At 67.3% G+C, this 15,828-nt stretch carries 16 protein-coding genes; 8 read left to right on the top strand and 8 right to left on the bottom strand.

Annotated elements, in window-relative coordinates; genetic code table 11:
* Positions 1-100 precede the first annotated feature (100 nt).
* Positions 101-544 (bottom strand): VOC family protein, encoded by a 444-nt coding sequence (locus M2390_RS02305; protein ID WP_030143227.1) that lies wholly within the window; start codon positions 542-544, stop codon positions 101-103.
* Between the two features lie 136 nt (positions 545-680).
* Here M2390_RS02305 and M2390_RS02300 point away from each other — a divergent pair, with 136 nt between their 5' ends.
* A complete protein-coding gene (locus M2390_RS02300; RefSeq protein ID WP_259176733.1) occupies positions 681-1,244 on the top strand; it encodes an ABATE domain-containing protein in 564 nt (187 codons plus the stop codon).
* Between the two features lie 201 nt (positions 1,245-1,445).
* Positions 1,446-2,405, top strand: coding sequence for an alpha/beta hydrolase (locus M2390_RS02295; protein WP_259176730.1), 960 nt, complete (start codon positions 1,446-1,448; stop codon positions 2,403-2,405).
* Positions 2,406-2,521: 116 nt separating this feature from the next.
* On the opposite strand, the gene M2390_RS02290 is transcribed toward M2390_RS02295, so the two are convergent.
* Entirely contained in the window at positions 2,522-3,103 is a 582-nt protein-coding gene (locus M2390_RS02290) for a YdeI family protein (protein WP_259176729.1), read from the bottom strand.
* Between the two features lie 86 nt (positions 3,104-3,189).
* Positions 3,190-3,534 (bottom strand): hypothetical protein, encoded by a 345-nt coding sequence (locus M2390_RS02285; protein WP_259176728.1) that lies wholly within the window; start codon positions 3,532-3,534, stop codon positions 3,190-3,192.
* 627 nt (positions 3,535-4,161) lie between these two features.
* Between M2390_RS02285 and M2390_RS02280 the strand changes: the two genes are divergently transcribed.
* On the top strand, positions 4,162-6,525 hold the full coding sequence (locus tag M2390_RS02280; protein ID WP_259176727.1) for an excinuclease ABC subunit UvrA: 2,364 nt from the start codon (positions 4,162-4,164) through the stop codon (positions 6,523-6,525).
* Positions 6,526-6,603: 78 nt separating this feature from the next.
* Here M2390_RS02280 and M2390_RS02275 read toward each other — a convergent pair whose 3' ends face one another.
* The 4 genes from M2390_RS02275 to M2390_RS02260 are packed head-to-tail and all read right to left on the bottom strand — an operon-like array spanning position 6,604 to position 10,134.
* The gene (locus tag M2390_RS02275) at positions 6,604-7,791 is read right to left on the bottom strand and encodes an ABC transporter permease (protein ID WP_259176726.1); all 1,188 of its coding nucleotides are present in this window, start codon (positions 7,789-7,791) and stop codon (positions 6,604-6,606) included.
* Positions 7,788-8,477: an ABC transporter ATP-binding protein gene (locus M2390_RS02270; RefSeq protein ID WP_259176809.1), complete on the bottom strand. Its 690-nt coding sequence runs from the start codon at positions 8,475-8,477 to the stop codon at positions 7,788-7,790. The genes M2390_RS02275 and M2390_RS02270 overlap by 4 nt, the downstream gene beginning before the upstream one ends.
* Before the next feature lie 8 nt (positions 8,478-8,485).
* Positions 8,486-9,550 carry a peptidoglycan-binding protein gene (locus tag M2390_RS02265; protein WP_259176725.1) on the bottom strand — a complete coding sequence of 355 codons (1,065 nt, stop codon included), beginning with the start codon at positions 9,548-9,550 and terminating at the stop codon, positions 8,486-8,488.
* The gene (locus M2390_RS02260) at positions 9,550-10,134 is read right to left on the bottom strand and encodes a hypothetical protein (protein WP_259176724.1); all 585 of its coding nucleotides are present in this window, start codon (positions 10,132-10,134) and stop codon (positions 9,550-9,552) included. The genes M2390_RS02265 and M2390_RS02260 overlap by 1 nt, the downstream gene beginning before the upstream one ends.
* Positions 10,135-10,277: 143 nt before the next feature.
* On the opposite strand from M2390_RS02260, the gene M2390_RS02255 reads away from it, so the two are divergent.
* Both M2390_RS02255 and M2390_RS02250 read left to right on the top strand, forming a co-directional pair.
* Positions 10,278-10,964: a response regulator transcription factor gene (locus M2390_RS02255; protein ID WP_259176723.1), complete on the top strand. Its 687-nt coding sequence runs from the start codon at positions 10,278-10,280 to the stop codon at positions 10,962-10,964.
* On the top strand, positions 10,948-12,318 hold the full coding sequence (locus tag M2390_RS02250) for a cell wall metabolism sensor histidine kinase WalK (RefSeq protein WP_259176722.1): 1,371 nt from the start codon (positions 10,948-10,950) through the stop codon (positions 12,316-12,318). Before M2390_RS02255 ends, M2390_RS02250 begins: the two co-directional genes overlap by 17 nt.
* 4 nt (positions 12,319-12,322) lie before the next feature.
* On the opposite strand, the gene M2390_RS02245 is transcribed toward M2390_RS02250, so the two are convergent.
* Complete coding sequence (locus M2390_RS02245) at positions 12,323-13,063, bottom strand: MBL fold metallo-hydrolase (RefSeq protein WP_259176720.1); 741 nt, start codon at positions 13,061-13,063, stop codon at positions 12,323-12,325.
* A gap of 156 nt (positions 13,064-13,219) precedes the next feature.
* Here M2390_RS02245 and M2390_RS02240 point away from each other — a divergent pair, with 156 nt between their 5' ends.
* The 3 genes from M2390_RS02240 to M2390_RS02230 are packed head-to-tail and all read left to right on the top strand — an operon-like array spanning position 13,220 to position 15,791.
* The gene (locus M2390_RS02240) at positions 13,220-14,104 is read left to right on the top strand and encodes a MurR/RpiR family transcriptional regulator (protein ID WP_051701491.1); all 885 of its coding nucleotides are present in this window, start codon (positions 13,220-13,222) and stop codon (positions 14,102-14,104) included.
* Positions 14,101-14,982 (top strand): carbohydrate ABC transporter permease, encoded by an 882-nt coding sequence (locus M2390_RS02235; RefSeq protein ID WP_259176717.1) that lies wholly within the window; start codon positions 14,101-14,103, stop codon positions 14,980-14,982. The genes M2390_RS02240 and M2390_RS02235 overlap by 4 nt, the downstream gene beginning before the upstream one ends.
* Positions 14,979-15,791 carry a carbohydrate ABC transporter permease gene (locus tag M2390_RS02230; RefSeq protein WP_259176715.1) on the top strand — a complete coding sequence of 271 codons (813 nt, stop codon included), beginning with the start codon at positions 14,979-14,981 and terminating at the stop codon, positions 15,789-15,791. Before M2390_RS02235 ends, M2390_RS02230 begins: the two co-directional genes overlap by 4 nt.
* Positions 15,792-15,828 lie beyond the last annotated feature (37 nt).

Raw genomic sequence — 15,828 nt, 5'->3', positions numbered from 1 at the left:
TGTGCCCCCTTCGTGGCCAACCGCCGTGTTGTTCTTCCATCCTGATTCAGGTTCCTGAAAAACGATAGACATCTTTTCTGAGTTCCGGCCCGGTGCCGCGTTAGCGTCCCGGCGCACGGGTGACCACCTGCTGCAGGATCCACTCGTTCCCGTCCGGATCCTCAAACGAGGCAAAGGTGCCATAGCTCTCGGCCTCGGGATGTGCCCCGGGCACCCGGTTCGCGCCGCCCGCCCAGTGAAAGACGCCGTCGGCATCGTGCCAGAGCCCGCTGATCGCGACCCCGCGCTCGGCCAGCTCGGCGCGGGCTCCGGCGATATCGGCGGTCACCAGGTGCAGGCCGCGGACGGTCCCGGGCGGCACATCGGTGAGCTGTTCGCCGAAGATGATCGATGCGGCCGAGCCCGGCGGGGTGACCTGCACCACTCGCAGGCCGCGTTCGGTGCGGAAATCGGCGTCCTCGCGGAATCCGATGCCGGTGTAAAAGGCGAGGGCTCGGTCCACATCGGCGACGGGTATCACGACCACCTCAAGCTTGAGTTCCATGCTGTTCTCCATTCCCACCGGCATCACCGGTCTAAGTGGTGATGATCATGACACGCAAAAACGTCACCTGTCAAACCGGTGACGAATTTTGGTGATTCGCTTGCGCGCACCCGAGGTCACCGGTCAGAATGGTGACATGAAACACGCCTTCCCGTGCGGCTGCCTCCCACTCGACCTGGTGGGGACACTGCGTGCGCGCCGAAACGAGCGGCCGCGGGAGTGCTTGGAAACCCCCACCGACCTCGACGACTGGCTGGATCAGTCGGGCCTCCTGCCCGGCTCCCACACCGCGACCCCCGCCGTGCTTGCCGACGCCCTGGTTCTGCGCGAGGCCATTTACGCCCTGGTCTGGGCGCGACTGCACGGCGAGGCCCTGCCGGAGGAGCCCGTCACCCTCCTGAACCTGCACGCATCCGCGCCGGTCCTGGCGGCGGAGCTACTGGCGGCGCCCTCGTCTGCGGGTTGGCATCCACGGGGCACGGCAGCAGAGGCGCTGGGCAATATCGCTCGCCAGGCGGTGGCCATCATCGGCGGCCCCGATGCCGCCCTGCTGCGCGAGTGCGCCCGTCCCGAGTGCACCCAGGTGTATCTGGATCACTCCCGTGGACACCGCCGCGAATGGTGCTCGATGAAGACCTGCGGAAGCCGGGTGAAAGCCGCCGCCTATCGCGCCCGCAAACGAGATGAGGCCCTCGCCTAGCGTCGGCGTCGTAACGATCCGACTACGGAATGCGCAGTTTGTTCGCGGATACCGATCAAAAACGCCCGACACGCGCCAAATCCGCCGCAGCCTGAGAGTTCGGTCCGAATACATAACAGGGGGCTGGTTACTCTTGGCAGGACACCGCCGGTGTCGAGGCTCACGCCTCCACTCCATCGATCCCCGCCCTGGAGCGCAGTAATGAAGAAGTTTTTGAAGGTCACCCTGAAGGTCTTCGGAGTGATCGTGGCAATCTTTGCCCTGGTCCTCGCCACCACCTCAATCGTCAACGCCGTGGCCAGCTCCCAAGAGGCCGACCGGATCACCCCGTACGGCAAGTTCTCCACCGTCGACGGCAAGAAGATGAACCTGGTCACCACCGGTGACGGTCCCGAGACCATCGTCCTACTGCCCGGGTTTGGCACCTCCGCCCCGGCCATCGATTTCCTGCCGCTCACCGAAAAGCTGGCCAAGACCCACCGTGTGGTTGTGGTGGAGCCCTTCGGATACGGACTAAGCGATCAGACCGAGAAGCCGCGCACCAGCGAGAACATCGTGACCGAGGTTCACGAGGCGCTGCACCAGCAGGGCATCGACCGCTTCGTCCTCGGCGGCCACTCGATCGCCGGCATCTACTCGCTGAACTACGTGGAGAAGTACCCCGAGGATGTCATCGCCTTCGTGGGTGTGGACACCAGCGTGCCCGAGCAGCCCGGCATGGACGTCTCCTTCCCGATCGACCTGATGCGCGCCGCCAAGGCAACCGGCATCGCGCGGGCGGTCACCGCCCTGGACAGCGATCCGCTGTCGGCGTTTGCCAAGGACTACCCCGAGGATGCGCGCGAGCAGAACACCCTGATCGTGAACCGCAACGCGATGTCGGACACCTACTTGGACGAGATGAGCCGGATCGGCGCGAACTTCGCCGACGCCAAGGCGCGAAAGCTCACCTTCCCGGCGGACCTGCCCGTCCTGCTCTTCGCGCAGGACCCCAACCCGGCCAACCCGAACTGGCTGAAGCTCCACGAGGAGCAGGCCGCACACTCGACCCACGGTGAGGTCATCGGGATGAAGGGTGACCACTACCTGCACCACACCGAGTCCGCTCAGATCGCCGAGGACACCAACCGGTTCCTCGCCGCGCTGCCCGGCGACGAGTAGCACGCACCACCGCTCGATCCCGGGCGCGGAGTAATCACCCGCGCCCACGGCATGCAGAGAGGCCCGGATTCCACACGGAATCCGGGCCTCTCTGCATGCCGCGACGCGAGCCGCGCCTAGCCCTCGGCGAGCTTTGCCAGGGCGCGGGCGAGACGGGCGTCGCGGGTTTTCTGGGTGGCCGCGGTAATCAGCGGGTGCAGGATCGAGTACCGGGCCGAGGCGCTGAGGTTTTCAAAGGCCGCCGCGATCACCGGGTCGGCGGCGAGCGCCAGGGCCAGCGCCTCGGGGATCTCCACGTCGGCGGATCCCGCGTACGCCCGATCCCAACGCCCATCGGCGCGGGCAGCCGCCACCTCGGCGTGGCCGCGTGGGCGGATGCGACCGGCCGTATCCAGTTCGGCGATGATGCCCACGTTGCGCGCCGACCACATCGAGGCCCGACGGCGCGGGGTGAATCGCTGAAGGAAGGTCGCCTCGTTAAAGGAGCGCTTCTGGCCGTCGATCCATCCGCTACACAGAGCCTCCTCGAGCGCCTGACCGTAGGTGAGCGTGGTGGGTTCCACGGTCCCCTTCTTGGCCAGGTGCAGCCAGACCCCGTCGGAGGTTTCCTCATTGGCATCCAGCCAGGTGCGCCAGGCGAGCACATCTTTCACGATGAGCTGTCCGTCGGGGCCCGGGGGTGTGGATTCCGTCTTCATGCCCCCAGGCTAGTCGCCGCGGGCGACATCCCGCAGAGGCGAGCCGAATCCATTCGCCGGTCGGAAGATCCGCCGGGTTCAGGTGTTCACCCGGGTCGTTGTTTCAGGACGTCCCACACCCGGGACCCACCGGTCACCCAGCCGGCAAACCGTGGATCCATGCTCGCCAGCAGCCGCCCCACATCCCGAAGCCGCCGATCCGAGCGCACATCAAGCAGCGGCTCGGCATGCGCGACCCGGTTACGCAGCGCATGCAGCCGGGTGGCCTGGGTACCGAGGCGGAGTCCGTCGCGTCCGTCTTTGCCTAGATGTGGGAATCCCGACGAGAGCGCCTCGTCCCAGAGAATTCTGCGCTGAGTGAGGTGTGCGGCAGATGAGTGTGGGGTCGGCAGTAAGTTGACGAAGACGCCGAATGAAAGGTGCGCGATCAAGTCGTCATGGACGAGCTGTGCACGCGCTCGGGGGTGCTCGGCAGCGCGGATCTGTTGAGCGTGCGCAGCCTGGCGTCGCGCACTGTCGAGCGGACGTGCAAGCAGAGAGTGCAACGGGCGCGCGGCCCGAAAAGTCCACTCGGGCGGATAAGAAGCACCGTCTCCCCTACCGCCAGTGGCCGCATTCCATTCACGTAAACACAGGTCAATCCGGTTTCGCAGGAAGATCTCTGTGTGGGCCAGCGTCTCCGCCCAGGCTGCGGACAGGCTTGCATTCCAGCGGTAGAGCCTCAAAGCGCGCCCCATGCTCCCCAATACAGTGACCTGCGAATCGTCAATGTTTGGACAGAACTAGGACAAGTTCAGTAGAAAATGCCATCACGGCCCCGAACCGTGATACGTTGCAGTCACTGCGAGGACAAGGTCCCTCGCTCGCCTGATAGAAGGATCCCCTCGCCGAATCTCCGGATTACGGCAAGGGGGTTTTTCTTGTCCGGGGCGGCTTTGAACCCACGCCCGCGCGCCACCGGCTGGACAGCAGACCCGCGGACCATCACAATCGAAAGATACCGCGCGTTTCGCTGGCGACTGCGCGCGGTGCATGTGATCCCGTTCGGAAGGCACCCCATGAGCACCGTCCCCCACGCAGCAGACAGCCACGATCTGATCCGGGTCATCGGTGCCCGCGAAAACAACCTCAAAGACGTGAGCGTTGACATCCCCAAGCGCCGCCTCACCGTGTTCACCGGGGTGTCCGGCTCGGGGAAGAGCTCGCTGGTTTTTGGGACCATCGCCGCCGAGTCTCAGCGCATGATTAACGAGACCTACAGCGCGTTCCTGCAGGGATTCATGCCCAGCGTGGGCCGCCCGGATGTGGACGTGCTCTCGGGGATCACCACCGCGATCATCGTGGATCAGGAGCGGATGGGATCGAACTCACGCTCCACCGTGGGCACCGCAACCGACGCGACCCCGATGTTGCGCATCCTGTTCAGCCGCCTGGGTCAGCCCCACATCGGCTCCCCGCAGGCCTTCGCCTTCAATGTGCCCTCAGTGTCCGGGGCCGGCGCGGTCACCATCCAGAAGGAGGGCCGCACCGTCAAGGAGCGCCGCGAATTCTCGGTGACCGGCGGCATGTGCCCACGCTGTGAGGGCATGGGCAAGGTCAACGACCTCGACCTGACCCAGCTCTTTGACGACTCCAAGTCCCTCAACGAGGGCGCCCTCACCATCCCCGGCTACACGGCCGACGGCTGGGGCGTCAAGATCTTCACCGGTTCGGGCTTCTTCAGCCCGGATAAGCCGATCCGCGAGTTCACCGAGAAGGAAATGACCGCGTTCCTCTATAAGGATCCGGTGAAGGTCAAGATCGGCGACATCAACATGACCTATGAGGGGCTGATCCCCAAGCTGCGCAAGTCCATGCTCAGCAAGGACCGTGAGGCAATGCAGCCGCATATCCGGGCGTTTGTGGATCGAGCGGTGACCTTCACCACGTGCCCCGACTGCCAGGGCACGCGCCTGAACGAGGGCGCGCGGTCCTCAAAGATCGCCGGAATCAACATTGCCGATGCCTGCGCGATGCAGATCAGCGACCTCGCCGAGTGGGTGCGCGGGCTGGATGACCCGAGCGTCGCCCCGCTGCTGGAAACCCTGGGCGGCGCGTTGGATTCGTTTGTGGAGATCGGCCTGGGGTATCTGACCCTGGATCGTCCGGCGGGCACCCTCTCCGGCGGTGAGGCGCAGCGCACCAAGATGATCCGCCACCTGGGATCCTCGCTGACCGACGTGACCTACATCTTCGATGAGCCCACCATCGGCCTGCACCCCCACGATATCGCCCGGATGAACACGCTGCTGCTGCGCCTGCGCGATAAGGGCAACACGGTGGTCGTGGTGGAGCATAAGCCCGAGACCATTGCGATTGCCGACCACGTGGTCGACATGGGTCCGCGGGCGGGCAGCGCCGGTGGTGAGATCTGCTTCACAGGCACGGTCGAGGGGCTGCGCGCCAGCGACACCCTCACCGGGCATCACCTGGATGACCGCGCGCACCTCAAGGAATCGGTGCGGAAATCCACCGGCGCACTGGCGATTCGCGGGGCGAGCACCCACAACCTCAAGAACGTGGACGTGGATATTCCGCTGGGCATCCTCACCGTGATCACCGGCGTGGCCGGCTCGGGCAAGAGCTCGCTGATCCACGGCTCGATTCCCCGGGATGCCGGGGTGGTCACCGTGGATCAGGGCGCGATTCGGGGATCGCGACGCTCGAACCCGGCGACCTATACCGGGCTGCTGGAGCCGATCCGCAAGGCGTTTGCCAAGGCCAACGGGGTCAAGCCCGCGCTGTTCAGTGCCAACTCCGAGGGGGCCTGCCCCACCTGTAATGGTGCCGGAGTGATCTATACCGATCTGGGCATGATGGCCAGCGTCGCCAGCACCTGTGAGGTCTGTGGCGGCAAGCGCTTCCTCGCCGAGGTGCTGGACTTCACCCTCGGAGGCAAAAACATTGCCGAGGTCCTGGCGATGCCCATCGCCGAGGCCGCCGCCTTCTTTGCCGAGGGCGAGGCACGTACCCCGGCCGCCCTCAAGATCCTCGACCGGCTGGTGGATGTGGGCATCGGCTATATCAGCCTGGGACAGCCGCTCACGACCCTCTCCGGCGGCGAGCGCCAGCGGCTCAAGCTCGCCGTGCAGATGGCCGAGGACGGCGACGTCTATGTGCTGGACGAGCCCACCACCGGCCTGCACCTGGCCGATGTCCAGGCCCTGCTGGGTCTGCTGGATCGTCTGGTTGAGTCCGGCAAGTCCGTGATCGTGACCGAGCATCACCAGGCCGTGATGGCCCACGCCGACTGGATCATCGACGTGGGCCCGGGTGCCGGCCACGACGGCGGATCGATCGTGTTCGAGGGCACCCCCGCCGACCTGGTGGCCGCGCGCTCGACCCTGACCGGCGAGCACCTCGCCGCCTACGTGGGGGCCTAGCCGCCCAGCGCCACCGCACCCACGGCGCTCGGCCCGACCACTACGGTGGTCGGGCCGAGTTCACGGCGGTGGAAAGGCCTAGCCGCCCAGCGCCACCGCGGGCGAGGTGCGGGCCGCGCGCAGCGCCGGCAGCACCCCGGCGATTGCCCCGACCACCACCGTGGCCAGGACTCCGGCGGCCAGTACCGCGAGTGGAACCTCGAGCTTCCATCCGTTGGAGGCCGCCACGATCGCGGTGACCGCGAACCCGGCCCCGGCCCCGGCGAGCCCGCCGAGCAGCGCCAACAGCACCGCCTCCATCAGGAACTGATTGCGAATGTGCCCCCGAGTGGCACCCAGGGACCGACGCAGCCCGATCTCCCGGCGACGCTCCAGCACGGTGATCACCATGGTGTTGGCCACGCCGATCCCGCCCACCAGCAGCGCGATCGACCCGACCCCGATCAACAGGCCGGTGAAGGCCTGATCCACGGTGTTTTTGGCCGCAAGCGCATCCGAGGGCCTGCTCACGCTGATCTCATTCGGGGCTTCGGGGTTGATCGTGGCCGGCAGTAGCTCGCGCACCGCGGGCACCCGATCCTCGGTGGAGCGCTCGTAGAGCACCATCGGGGACCCGTCAAAGTTGAACCTGGCGGCGGCCACCCCGGGTCCGATCAGCGCGCTGGAGTTCAGCTCGGGGGTCAGTAGCGAGGGGTTCAGGATGCCCAGCACCGTGAAGTTCTGGCCGCCCAGCCACACCTGCACCCCGGGCTCGGTAATGCCCAGCGCCTCGGCCGCCCCCGATCCCAGCACCACCAGGTCCTGCTTTTCGGTGACGACGTTGAACCAGCGTCCCGAGGCCAGCTCGGTCCCGGTGGTTTTCAGCAGGTCTCCCCCGGCCACCCGCACCCGCAGTCCACCGGTTTCCCCGGCGGGCGTGAGCTCATTGCGGTACACGTGGTAGTCGATGCTCGCGGTCCATCCCGAGGACTCGACGCCGTCGATCCGCAGCACGCGGGTGCCGGCATCCGGGGGCAGCTTGGTGTCGCCGCCCAGCAGGTCCTTGCCCGCGCTGATCGTGAGCAGGTTGGTGCCCAGAGCCGCAAGCTTCTCCCGCACGGCGGCCTGGCTCGACGTGGAGATTCCGATCACCGCGATCATCGCCGCGATACCGATCGCGATGCCCAGGGCCGAGAGCGCCGCCCGCATCGGGTGCACGCGCACCCCGTGCAGGCCCAGCGCCACCAGGTCCCCCGCGCGCAGGCGGGACTTGGGTAGCGCGCTCATGCGGCCACCACCGGTTCGGCGTCGCGCTCGTCGCTCTCGATCCGGCCGTCGCGGATCGACACCCGGCGGGGCAGCCGCGCGGCCAGATCGCGATCGTGGGTGATGACCACCACGGTCGTCCCAGCCGCATGCAGCTCGCGCAGGATCTCCACCACGATCTCTCCCGAGCGCGAATCGAGGCTCCCGGTGGGCTCATCGGCCAGCAGCAGGTCGGGGTTGCGTACCATGGCCCGTGCAATGGCCACCCGCTGCCGCTCGCCGCCGGACATCTGGGCCGGGCGATGGCCCAGCCGGTGTCCGAGCCCCACCCGCTCCAGCGCCTGGGTCGCCACGGCCCGCCGTTCCCGTACCGGCTTGCCGGTGTAGAGCAGTCCGGACGCCACATTGTCCAGCGCGCTCACGCCCTCGGAGAGCTGAAACTGCTGGAACACAAACCCGATACTGTAGGCGCGCAGGGCGCTCAGCTGACGGTCGCTGAGCTTCTCCACGGCGAATCCGGCCACCCGGGTCTGTCCGCCGCTGGCCCGATCCAGGGTTCCGATCAGGTTGAGCAGGGTGGACTTGCCCGAGCCGCTGGGCCCCACGATCGCCACCAGCTCGCCGCGGTCCACGCGCAGGCTCACCCCGTCCAGGGCGCGGGTGGGCGGGGACCCGTACTCACGACTCACCCCGACCAGCTCGATCATCGGGGTACTCACGAAATCACCACCTTGTCGCCCTCTTTGACGTCGCCCTCATCGATGCTGACGCGCCCGTCGGCGAAGGACCCGGGAGTGACCGCCACTCGAACCCGCTTGCCCCCGCGGAGCACCTCGACGCTGTGTCCGCCACCGGGGGTGGCGAGCAGGGCGGCGGTGGGAACCAGCAGGGCGTCCGTGGCCACCACGCGCTGGAACGACACCGACACCTTGACATCCGCGTAGGTGCCGGTTTCGGCCTGATCCACCGGGGTAATGGTGATCGGGATGCGCAGGGCCTTCCCGGTAGGCCCGGCGTCGGTCTCCCGCGCCGCCCCCACCGAGGTGACCTTCCCGGTGAAGGTTTTCCCATCGGGCAGCTGGACCTGAACCTCGCCGTCCTTGGGAGCGGCCGAGGCGAGCTGGGGTTCGAGGTCCACGCTCACGCTCTTGGTGGTCCCGGTGACCGCGAGCACCGCGGGTGAGGCGGGGTCGCCGATCTTTGCGTTCTGCCCGGCGATCCGCAGCGCGCCGGTGGCAAACACCACCTGCCCCGGCTCGATCGATCCGGTTCGCTCCCGCCCCAGCTTTTTCTGCCAGGCCGAGATGGCCTTCTGGGTGCGCTCGGTGAACTTCCTATCCGGGGTATCGGTAAAGAAGCCGAGGTCGCGCAGGTTCTCCTCAAGCATCAACACATCGGCCCCATCGGACATCCCCGGGGTGAAGCTGCGCCACATCGGCAGGTCGCCGATCAGCAGGTTGACCGGCAGATCATCGATCCGGAACAGCTCGCCGCCGCGCTCCACCACGGCACCGATATCACCCATCCGGGTAATCGTGCCCGGGCCCGTGGAGCCCACGGTGCGCGGATCGTCATACCCCAGCTGGCCGTTACCGCGGGAGCGTTCCACCAGGTCGGTGCGTTCGGCCACTACGGTTTGCGGGGCCGGGCCCTGCTCACTCGCCGCGGGTTTGGGGGCGGCATTGCCCGCCCACACCAGCGCCGCCGTTCCACCGCAGCCGATGGTGACCACCAGCGCCGCGGCAATCCAGAGTCTGGTGCGTCTGCGTGCCGAGGCCACTAGTTCGACCCCTTCTTGGTGAACCCGGCCTTGGTGCCGCAGGCCTCCATGGTCTTCTCGTCATAGTCACCGGGACGAATCGGCGCCGCACCGGCCATGCCCGCGTTGCCACCCTCGGGGGCCGGGGCGGGGTCCGGGAAGTCGTAGCCGGCATCGCGCATGCACTTGGCAAAGATCAGCTGCATCTTCTGCATCTCCTCGGGCTTGGGCTCATTGGGGTTGACCGGGGGCTGCCCGATGGTTTTCATGCACTCGCGGTTCGCCTTGCTCAGCGCCTCCACATCCACCTGGCTGGGATCAATTTCGGTGAGGGTCTGTGCCTCACCCTCCTTCGCCGGCGGTGGGGTGGGCAGGTCTACGCCCTTGGACTTCATGCAGGCCGACAGATCCGCCTGCCACTTGGCCATCTCCTGTTCGAAGGTTCCGCTCTTGATCTCGGCGTTGTGGCTGGGCTGTGCCTCGCCGGGATTCGCATCGCCGGGCTGCGCGCCACCGGCGGTGCAGGCGCTCAGCAGGATGAGCGCGCCGGCACCCAGCGCGGCCCACCCGGTGCGACGCAGGGAGGGAAGGAGTGTGATCGACATGGGGTGTCCTTTCGACGGGTTCCCGCACTCTGCGGGGCAGAAGCCATCTCATCGAGGTCGGGGTCATGAGGGCGTAAGGCGAACCGTTTACCATTTACTAACCGCGATCATGATGAGATGTAGTGAGATAGTCGAGGAGAGCGATGCGGGTTTTAGTGGTGGAGGACGAGCCGTTCCTGGCCGAGGCGATCAGCGCGGGCCTGGAGGCCAACGCGATCGCCGTGGACGTGGTCAGCGACGGCGAGGCCGCCCTGTTTGCCATCGACATCACCGAGTACGAGGTGGTGCTGCTGGATCGCGATATCCCGGTTATTCACGGCGATGAGGTGTGCCGACGGCTCAACCAGCGTCCCGAACGCCCCGCAATCCTGATGCTCACCGCCGCCCGCGCCCTGGCTGATCGGGTGGATGGGCTGGCCATCGGTGCCGACGACTACCTTCCCAAACCATTCGAGTTTCCCGAGCTGATCGCCCGCGTACGAGCCCTGTCCCGGCGCCGCTTTTCGGCCCGCCCGCCGGTGCTCAACGCCGGGGATCTGTGCCTGGACCCGATCCGCTTCGAGGCGACCCGCGGCGGCCGTTTCATCCGCCTGGCCCGCAAGGAGTTTGCGGTCCTGGAGGTGCTGATGCGCGATCCCGGCACGGTGATCAGCGCCGAAACCCTGCTTGAGCGTGCCTGGGATGAAAACGCGAACCCCTTTACCAACTCGGTTAAGGTCACCATCAGCACGCTGCGTCGAAAGCTCGGCGAGCCCTGGCTGATCCGCACCGTTCCCGGTGTGGGCTACGCCATCGAGACGGGAGAACCCGGCCGTGAGACTCCCCACTAGACCGGTCTCGGGCCGACGCTTTCGCCTGACCATCCGCACCCGCCTGGCCCTCACCTATTCGGCGGTGCTCACGGCCTCGGGGATCCTGATGCTGAGTGTGCTCTACGTGGTGCTGGGGCTGCTCCCCAGCTATTCATTTGCGGTGGAGGAGGGGGTGCCCTCGGCGCCCACGATCACCGGGGTTGCGCCGGTGCACCCGCTTCCGTCGGAAACCCAGCTCCCGGCGGCGACCCAGCTAGATTCGGGGGTGGCCGCCAACAGTCTGGGGGTTCCCGGGCTTCTGGTGTCCTCCCGCGCGGATCTCCAGCGGCTGTTTCTGATCGCCGCCATCGTGATCGTTGTGCTGCTGATCATCGCCGGGGCCTGGCTCGGCTGGTACCTGGCCGGACGGATGCTGCGTCCGCTGCGGGAGATCGGGCGCGCCACGACCCTCGCCGCCGACGGCAAGCTGGATCACCGACTGGCCTTCACCGGTCCCGAAGATGAAATCACCGAGCTGGCCGACTCCTTCGACAAGATGATGGGCGAGCTGGAGGCATCCTTCGGGGCCCAGCGGCGCTTTGCTGCCAACGCCTCGCATGAGTTGCGTACCCCGCTGGCCACCACCCGGGCGATGCTGGATGTGGCGCTCGGGGCGGCGGGCGGCGTGCCGGACGCAGCCGCGCGCGAAGCCGTGCCTGATGCCGGCCCTCGCGAATCGACGCCAGGAGCTCAGCAGCGCGCACCCCTACCCGGCGCGTCCCCGCGCGAATCCACAGAACGTGCGAGCAACACCGTGCTGCTTGAGCGTCTGCGCCTGATGAATGAGCGCAGCATCAGCACCGTGGATGCGCTGATGGATCTGTCCGAGGTGGAGTCGGGCACCGAGGACCGTGCGGAGGTCCGCCTCGACCGGGCGCTGGCCCAGGTGCTCACCGAGGCCGCCCCCGAGGCCGAGTCCCGGGGCATCGAGGTGAATCGAAACCTGATGCCCACCAGCATCGTGGAGGACTCGCGTTTTATCCATCTGCTGGCCGTCAACCTCGTCCACAACGCCCTGCGTCATAACGTCTCGGCCGGTGAGGTCTGGGTGAGCGTGTGCGAGGACTCCCCCGGCGTCCCGACGCTGCGGGTTGAAAACACCGGTGCCCGGCTGGACCCGGCGGCGATTGCCACGCTGCGCGAACCCTTCTTCCGGGTTGCCGGGCGCGCCCGCGGCTCCGAGGATCCCGGCCGGGGCCTCGGCCTCTCCATCGTCGCGGCCATCGCCGAGCGCTGCGACGCGACCCTAGACCTTCGGGCTCGCACCGGCGGAGGATTGATCGCCATCGTGCGCTTCCGGCCCGACTCTCCCGCGCGGGTGCCGAACGAGTAGCCCGCTATGCGGGGAAGTGCGAGGGTCCGTGCCCCGGCAGGATGATCAGCCGATCACAGGTTTCCTCGGCCAGCTCGGCAAACACCCGGCGGGCGGCCGGGGCGTCCCAGTGCCAAATGTCACCGAGAGCCTGGGGGCCCCTGGTTGAGACGGTGGGGTGCGCGGTGATCAACGCGTCGCCGGTAATCAGTGCGTTCGCATCGGGCAGCGCAAACACCAGGTGGCCGGGCGTGTGTCCGGGGGTGAGCCGGGGAATCACCGTGTGTCCGCTCAGGGTCAGGGCGACGCCGGGCTCGACCGGCTCGACCTCGCGCACCTCGATCGGGGCGAGCCCGCCGGCCCGGATCGCATGCAGGGTCCAGCGGGCATAGCGCGGTTTGGCCAGGCGCGGCAGGATGTCGCCGATCCCGATCTGGTGCAGCTCCTCGCGCCGAATATTGGGAATCTCCTCGGCCGCAGCCAGCACCCTCGGAGCATACTTTTTGGTCAGCTCGGGCAGGGTTCCGATGTGGTCGGAGTGGCCGTGGGTGATCAGCACCGTGGTGAGACGCGCACCGGGAGCACAGGTCTCCAGCGACTGTTCCACCGCGGCCAGGTCGGCCGGATAACCGGTGTCCACCAGCGTGACGGTGTCCCCATCGGTGAGCACCACCCAGTTGGAGGCGGGGCCCTCCACGAAGTGGATTCCGGAGGCGACCCGGGTAATGCGGGCGTGGGCGGGATTTTCCGGGCGCGACGTCGACATAGCGCCATGCTCTCACGGGGTAGCTGAAAGTGAGATGAGCCAATGTTTGTTATGTATTTGGGTGGCTCGGAAACGAAGTTTGTTATGCCGTAACACGTTAACGATTGGTTAGGTTACGGCAATACGTCGTTAAGAATCCGTGCTTAGCGTGGCATCATGAACACTTCCTCCCCCGATCCGAGCCCCGACCTCGGCACCGCCCCCGGTGCCCGCGCGGTGGCCCTGATCCGCGCCGCACTCGGCACCCTGGTCGCCAGTGAACGCCGCGTCGCCGAGGTGGTCCTCGCCGATCCCCGGGCCGTCATCGGCTCCACCGCCTCCCAGCTGGGCAGCCGGGCCGACACCTCGGCGACCACGGTCATCCGCTTCGCCCGCAATGTCGGCTTTGGCGGCTATCAGGAACTCGCGATTGCGTTGGCGGTGGCCGAGCCCTCCCTCGACACGGTTCCCGCCCTGTCCCCCACCGACAGCCCCGCCGAAACCCTGCGCGGGGTCGCGGCCCTCGCCCAGCACGCGGTGGGATCGATCGCCGACTCGGTGGATCCCGAGGCGTTCGCCGGCGCCATTCGGGCACTCTCCGGTGCCCGGCACACGATCGCCGTGGGGGCCGCCCTCACCAGCCCGGTCGCCGAGGACCTCGCCTTCCGGCTGACCCACCTCGGCCACCCCGCCGACGCCCCCACCGACGCGCAGATCCAGTGGATCCGCGCCCAACAGCTCGGTCCCGGGGACGTGTGTGTGGCGATCCTGCACGGCGGCACCTATCCGCACGTGGTCGAGGTCGCCCGGGAGGCCAAGGCCGCCGGGGCCAGCGTGATCGCAATCACCTCGTTCGCCCGCACCCCGCTGGCCGAGCTCGCCGACATCGCCCTCGTGGTGGGTGGCACCACCGCCCGCTCGGGCATGGACGCCTGGGGCAGCCGACTGGCGTATCTGGCCACGATCGACGCGCTGCTGATCGCGCTGACCAACACCGATCCGGCCGGGTATCGGGCCCGACTTGAACTCATCGGCGACCGGATCGAACGGGACCTGCTGTGAGCACCCGCACCGCCCGGCTCACCCCGCACCTGCTGCTGGCCCCGGCCACGATCTGCCTGGTCCTGTTTGTAGCCGCCCCGCTGGTCATCGTGCTGGTGCTGGCCTTTTTCAACCTCAACCTGGTGACCGGGACGTCCTCGTTTGTCGGCGGAGCGAACTTTGCCACCGAGATCCCGCACCCCGAGTTCTCCCGGGCCCTGCGCAACACCCTGCTGTACGCGATCTTCACCATCGGTCCCTCGATGATCGGTGGCCTGCTGGTGGCGCTGCTGATTCACGGCCTGCGCCGCGGACAGGGGTTCTGGCGCAGCCTCTACTTCCTGCCGGTGGCCACCACGCTGGTGGCGATGTCCTCGGTCTGGCGCTGGATGTTCCGCGCCGACACCGGGGTCGTAGACACGGTGATTGCCCCGATCCTCGGTATTCACGACTGGCTCTCCGATCCCAACCTGGCACTCGCCGCGATCACCGTGGTGGGCAACTGGCACCAGATTGGTCTGGTCGCGATCCTCTACCTGGCCGCCCTCGGTACCCTGCCGCAGGACCAGTACGACAGCGCCTCACTCGACGGCGCGGGCGGCTGGAATCGCTTCTGGCACGTGACCTGGCCGGCGCTGGGACCCACCACGATCTTTGTGTTCATCATGACCGCGGGCTCGGCCCTGCAGGCCTATGACGTCATCGCCGCGATGACCCAGGGCGGACCGCTCGGTTCGACCGAAACCCTGACCTTCGCGATCTGGAACCGGGGTGTGCACTACTTCGATATCGGCCGCGCCGCGGTCCTCTCCCTCGCCCTGCTGGTGCTCTCGGTCGCGGTGACCGCGATCCAGCGCACCGGCTATGCTCGCCGCTTGGAAAATGGAGGGTCCCGATGAGGGTTCTTGGCCAGATTGTCCGCCACCTGCTGCTCGCCCTCGGCGGCGTCTACATGCTCGCCCCGATTATCCTGATGCTCGCCTCGGCCTTTACCCCGACCGCCGATATTCTCGCCGGACGCTACCTCGCCCATCCGACACTGGAGAACTTCCAGACGGTCGCCCAGCAGGTGCCGCTGGGCACCTACTATCTCAACTCGCTGATCGCGTGCCTGGCCACCTTCGCACTCCAGCTGCTGGTGTGTGTGCCCGCGGCCTTCGCGATGGCCCGGCTGCGCTATCGCGGGCGCAACATCACCGTGTGGCTGCTAGGGCTGCTGATCCTGATCCCGTTCCAGGTGTTGGCGATCCCGATCTACCTAATCTTCCGCCAGGTCGGCCTGATCAACACCCTGCCCGCGCTGATCCTCCCCTTTGTGGGCTCGGCCTTCGCGATCTTCCTGCTGCGCCAGTTCTTCCTGGCCCTGCCCGGATCGATGTTTGATGCGGCGACCCTGGATGGTGCGGGCACCCTGGCCACGCTGATCCAGATCGTGATTCCCGCGAGCCGCCCAGCCCTGCTCTCGCTCGGGGTCTTCACCATCACCTCGGCCTGGAACGCCTACTTCTGGCCCTCCTTTGTCCTCTCCGACTCCTCCTCCGCCACGATCCCGTTCGGGGTGGTGCAGTTCATCAACTCCGATGCGGTCACCGCCTACGGCCCCCAGATGGCGATGGCCACCCTCTCGGTCCTCCCGCTCCTGATTGCCTTCCTCTTTGCTCAACGACAGTTCATTCGCGGTCTGGCCCTCGCCGGCCAGGCCGGCTAACGCAGCCGCCCTCCCCACCCCCTGCTGTGCCCTCCCT

This window comes from Mycetocola sp. BIGb0189 (assembly GCF_024810155.1).
Lineage (GTDB): Bacteria > Actinomycetota > Actinomycetes > Actinomycetales > Microbacteriaceae > Mycetocola > Mycetocola lacteus.
This window is presented reverse-complemented; position numbering and strand designations above follow the sequence as displayed.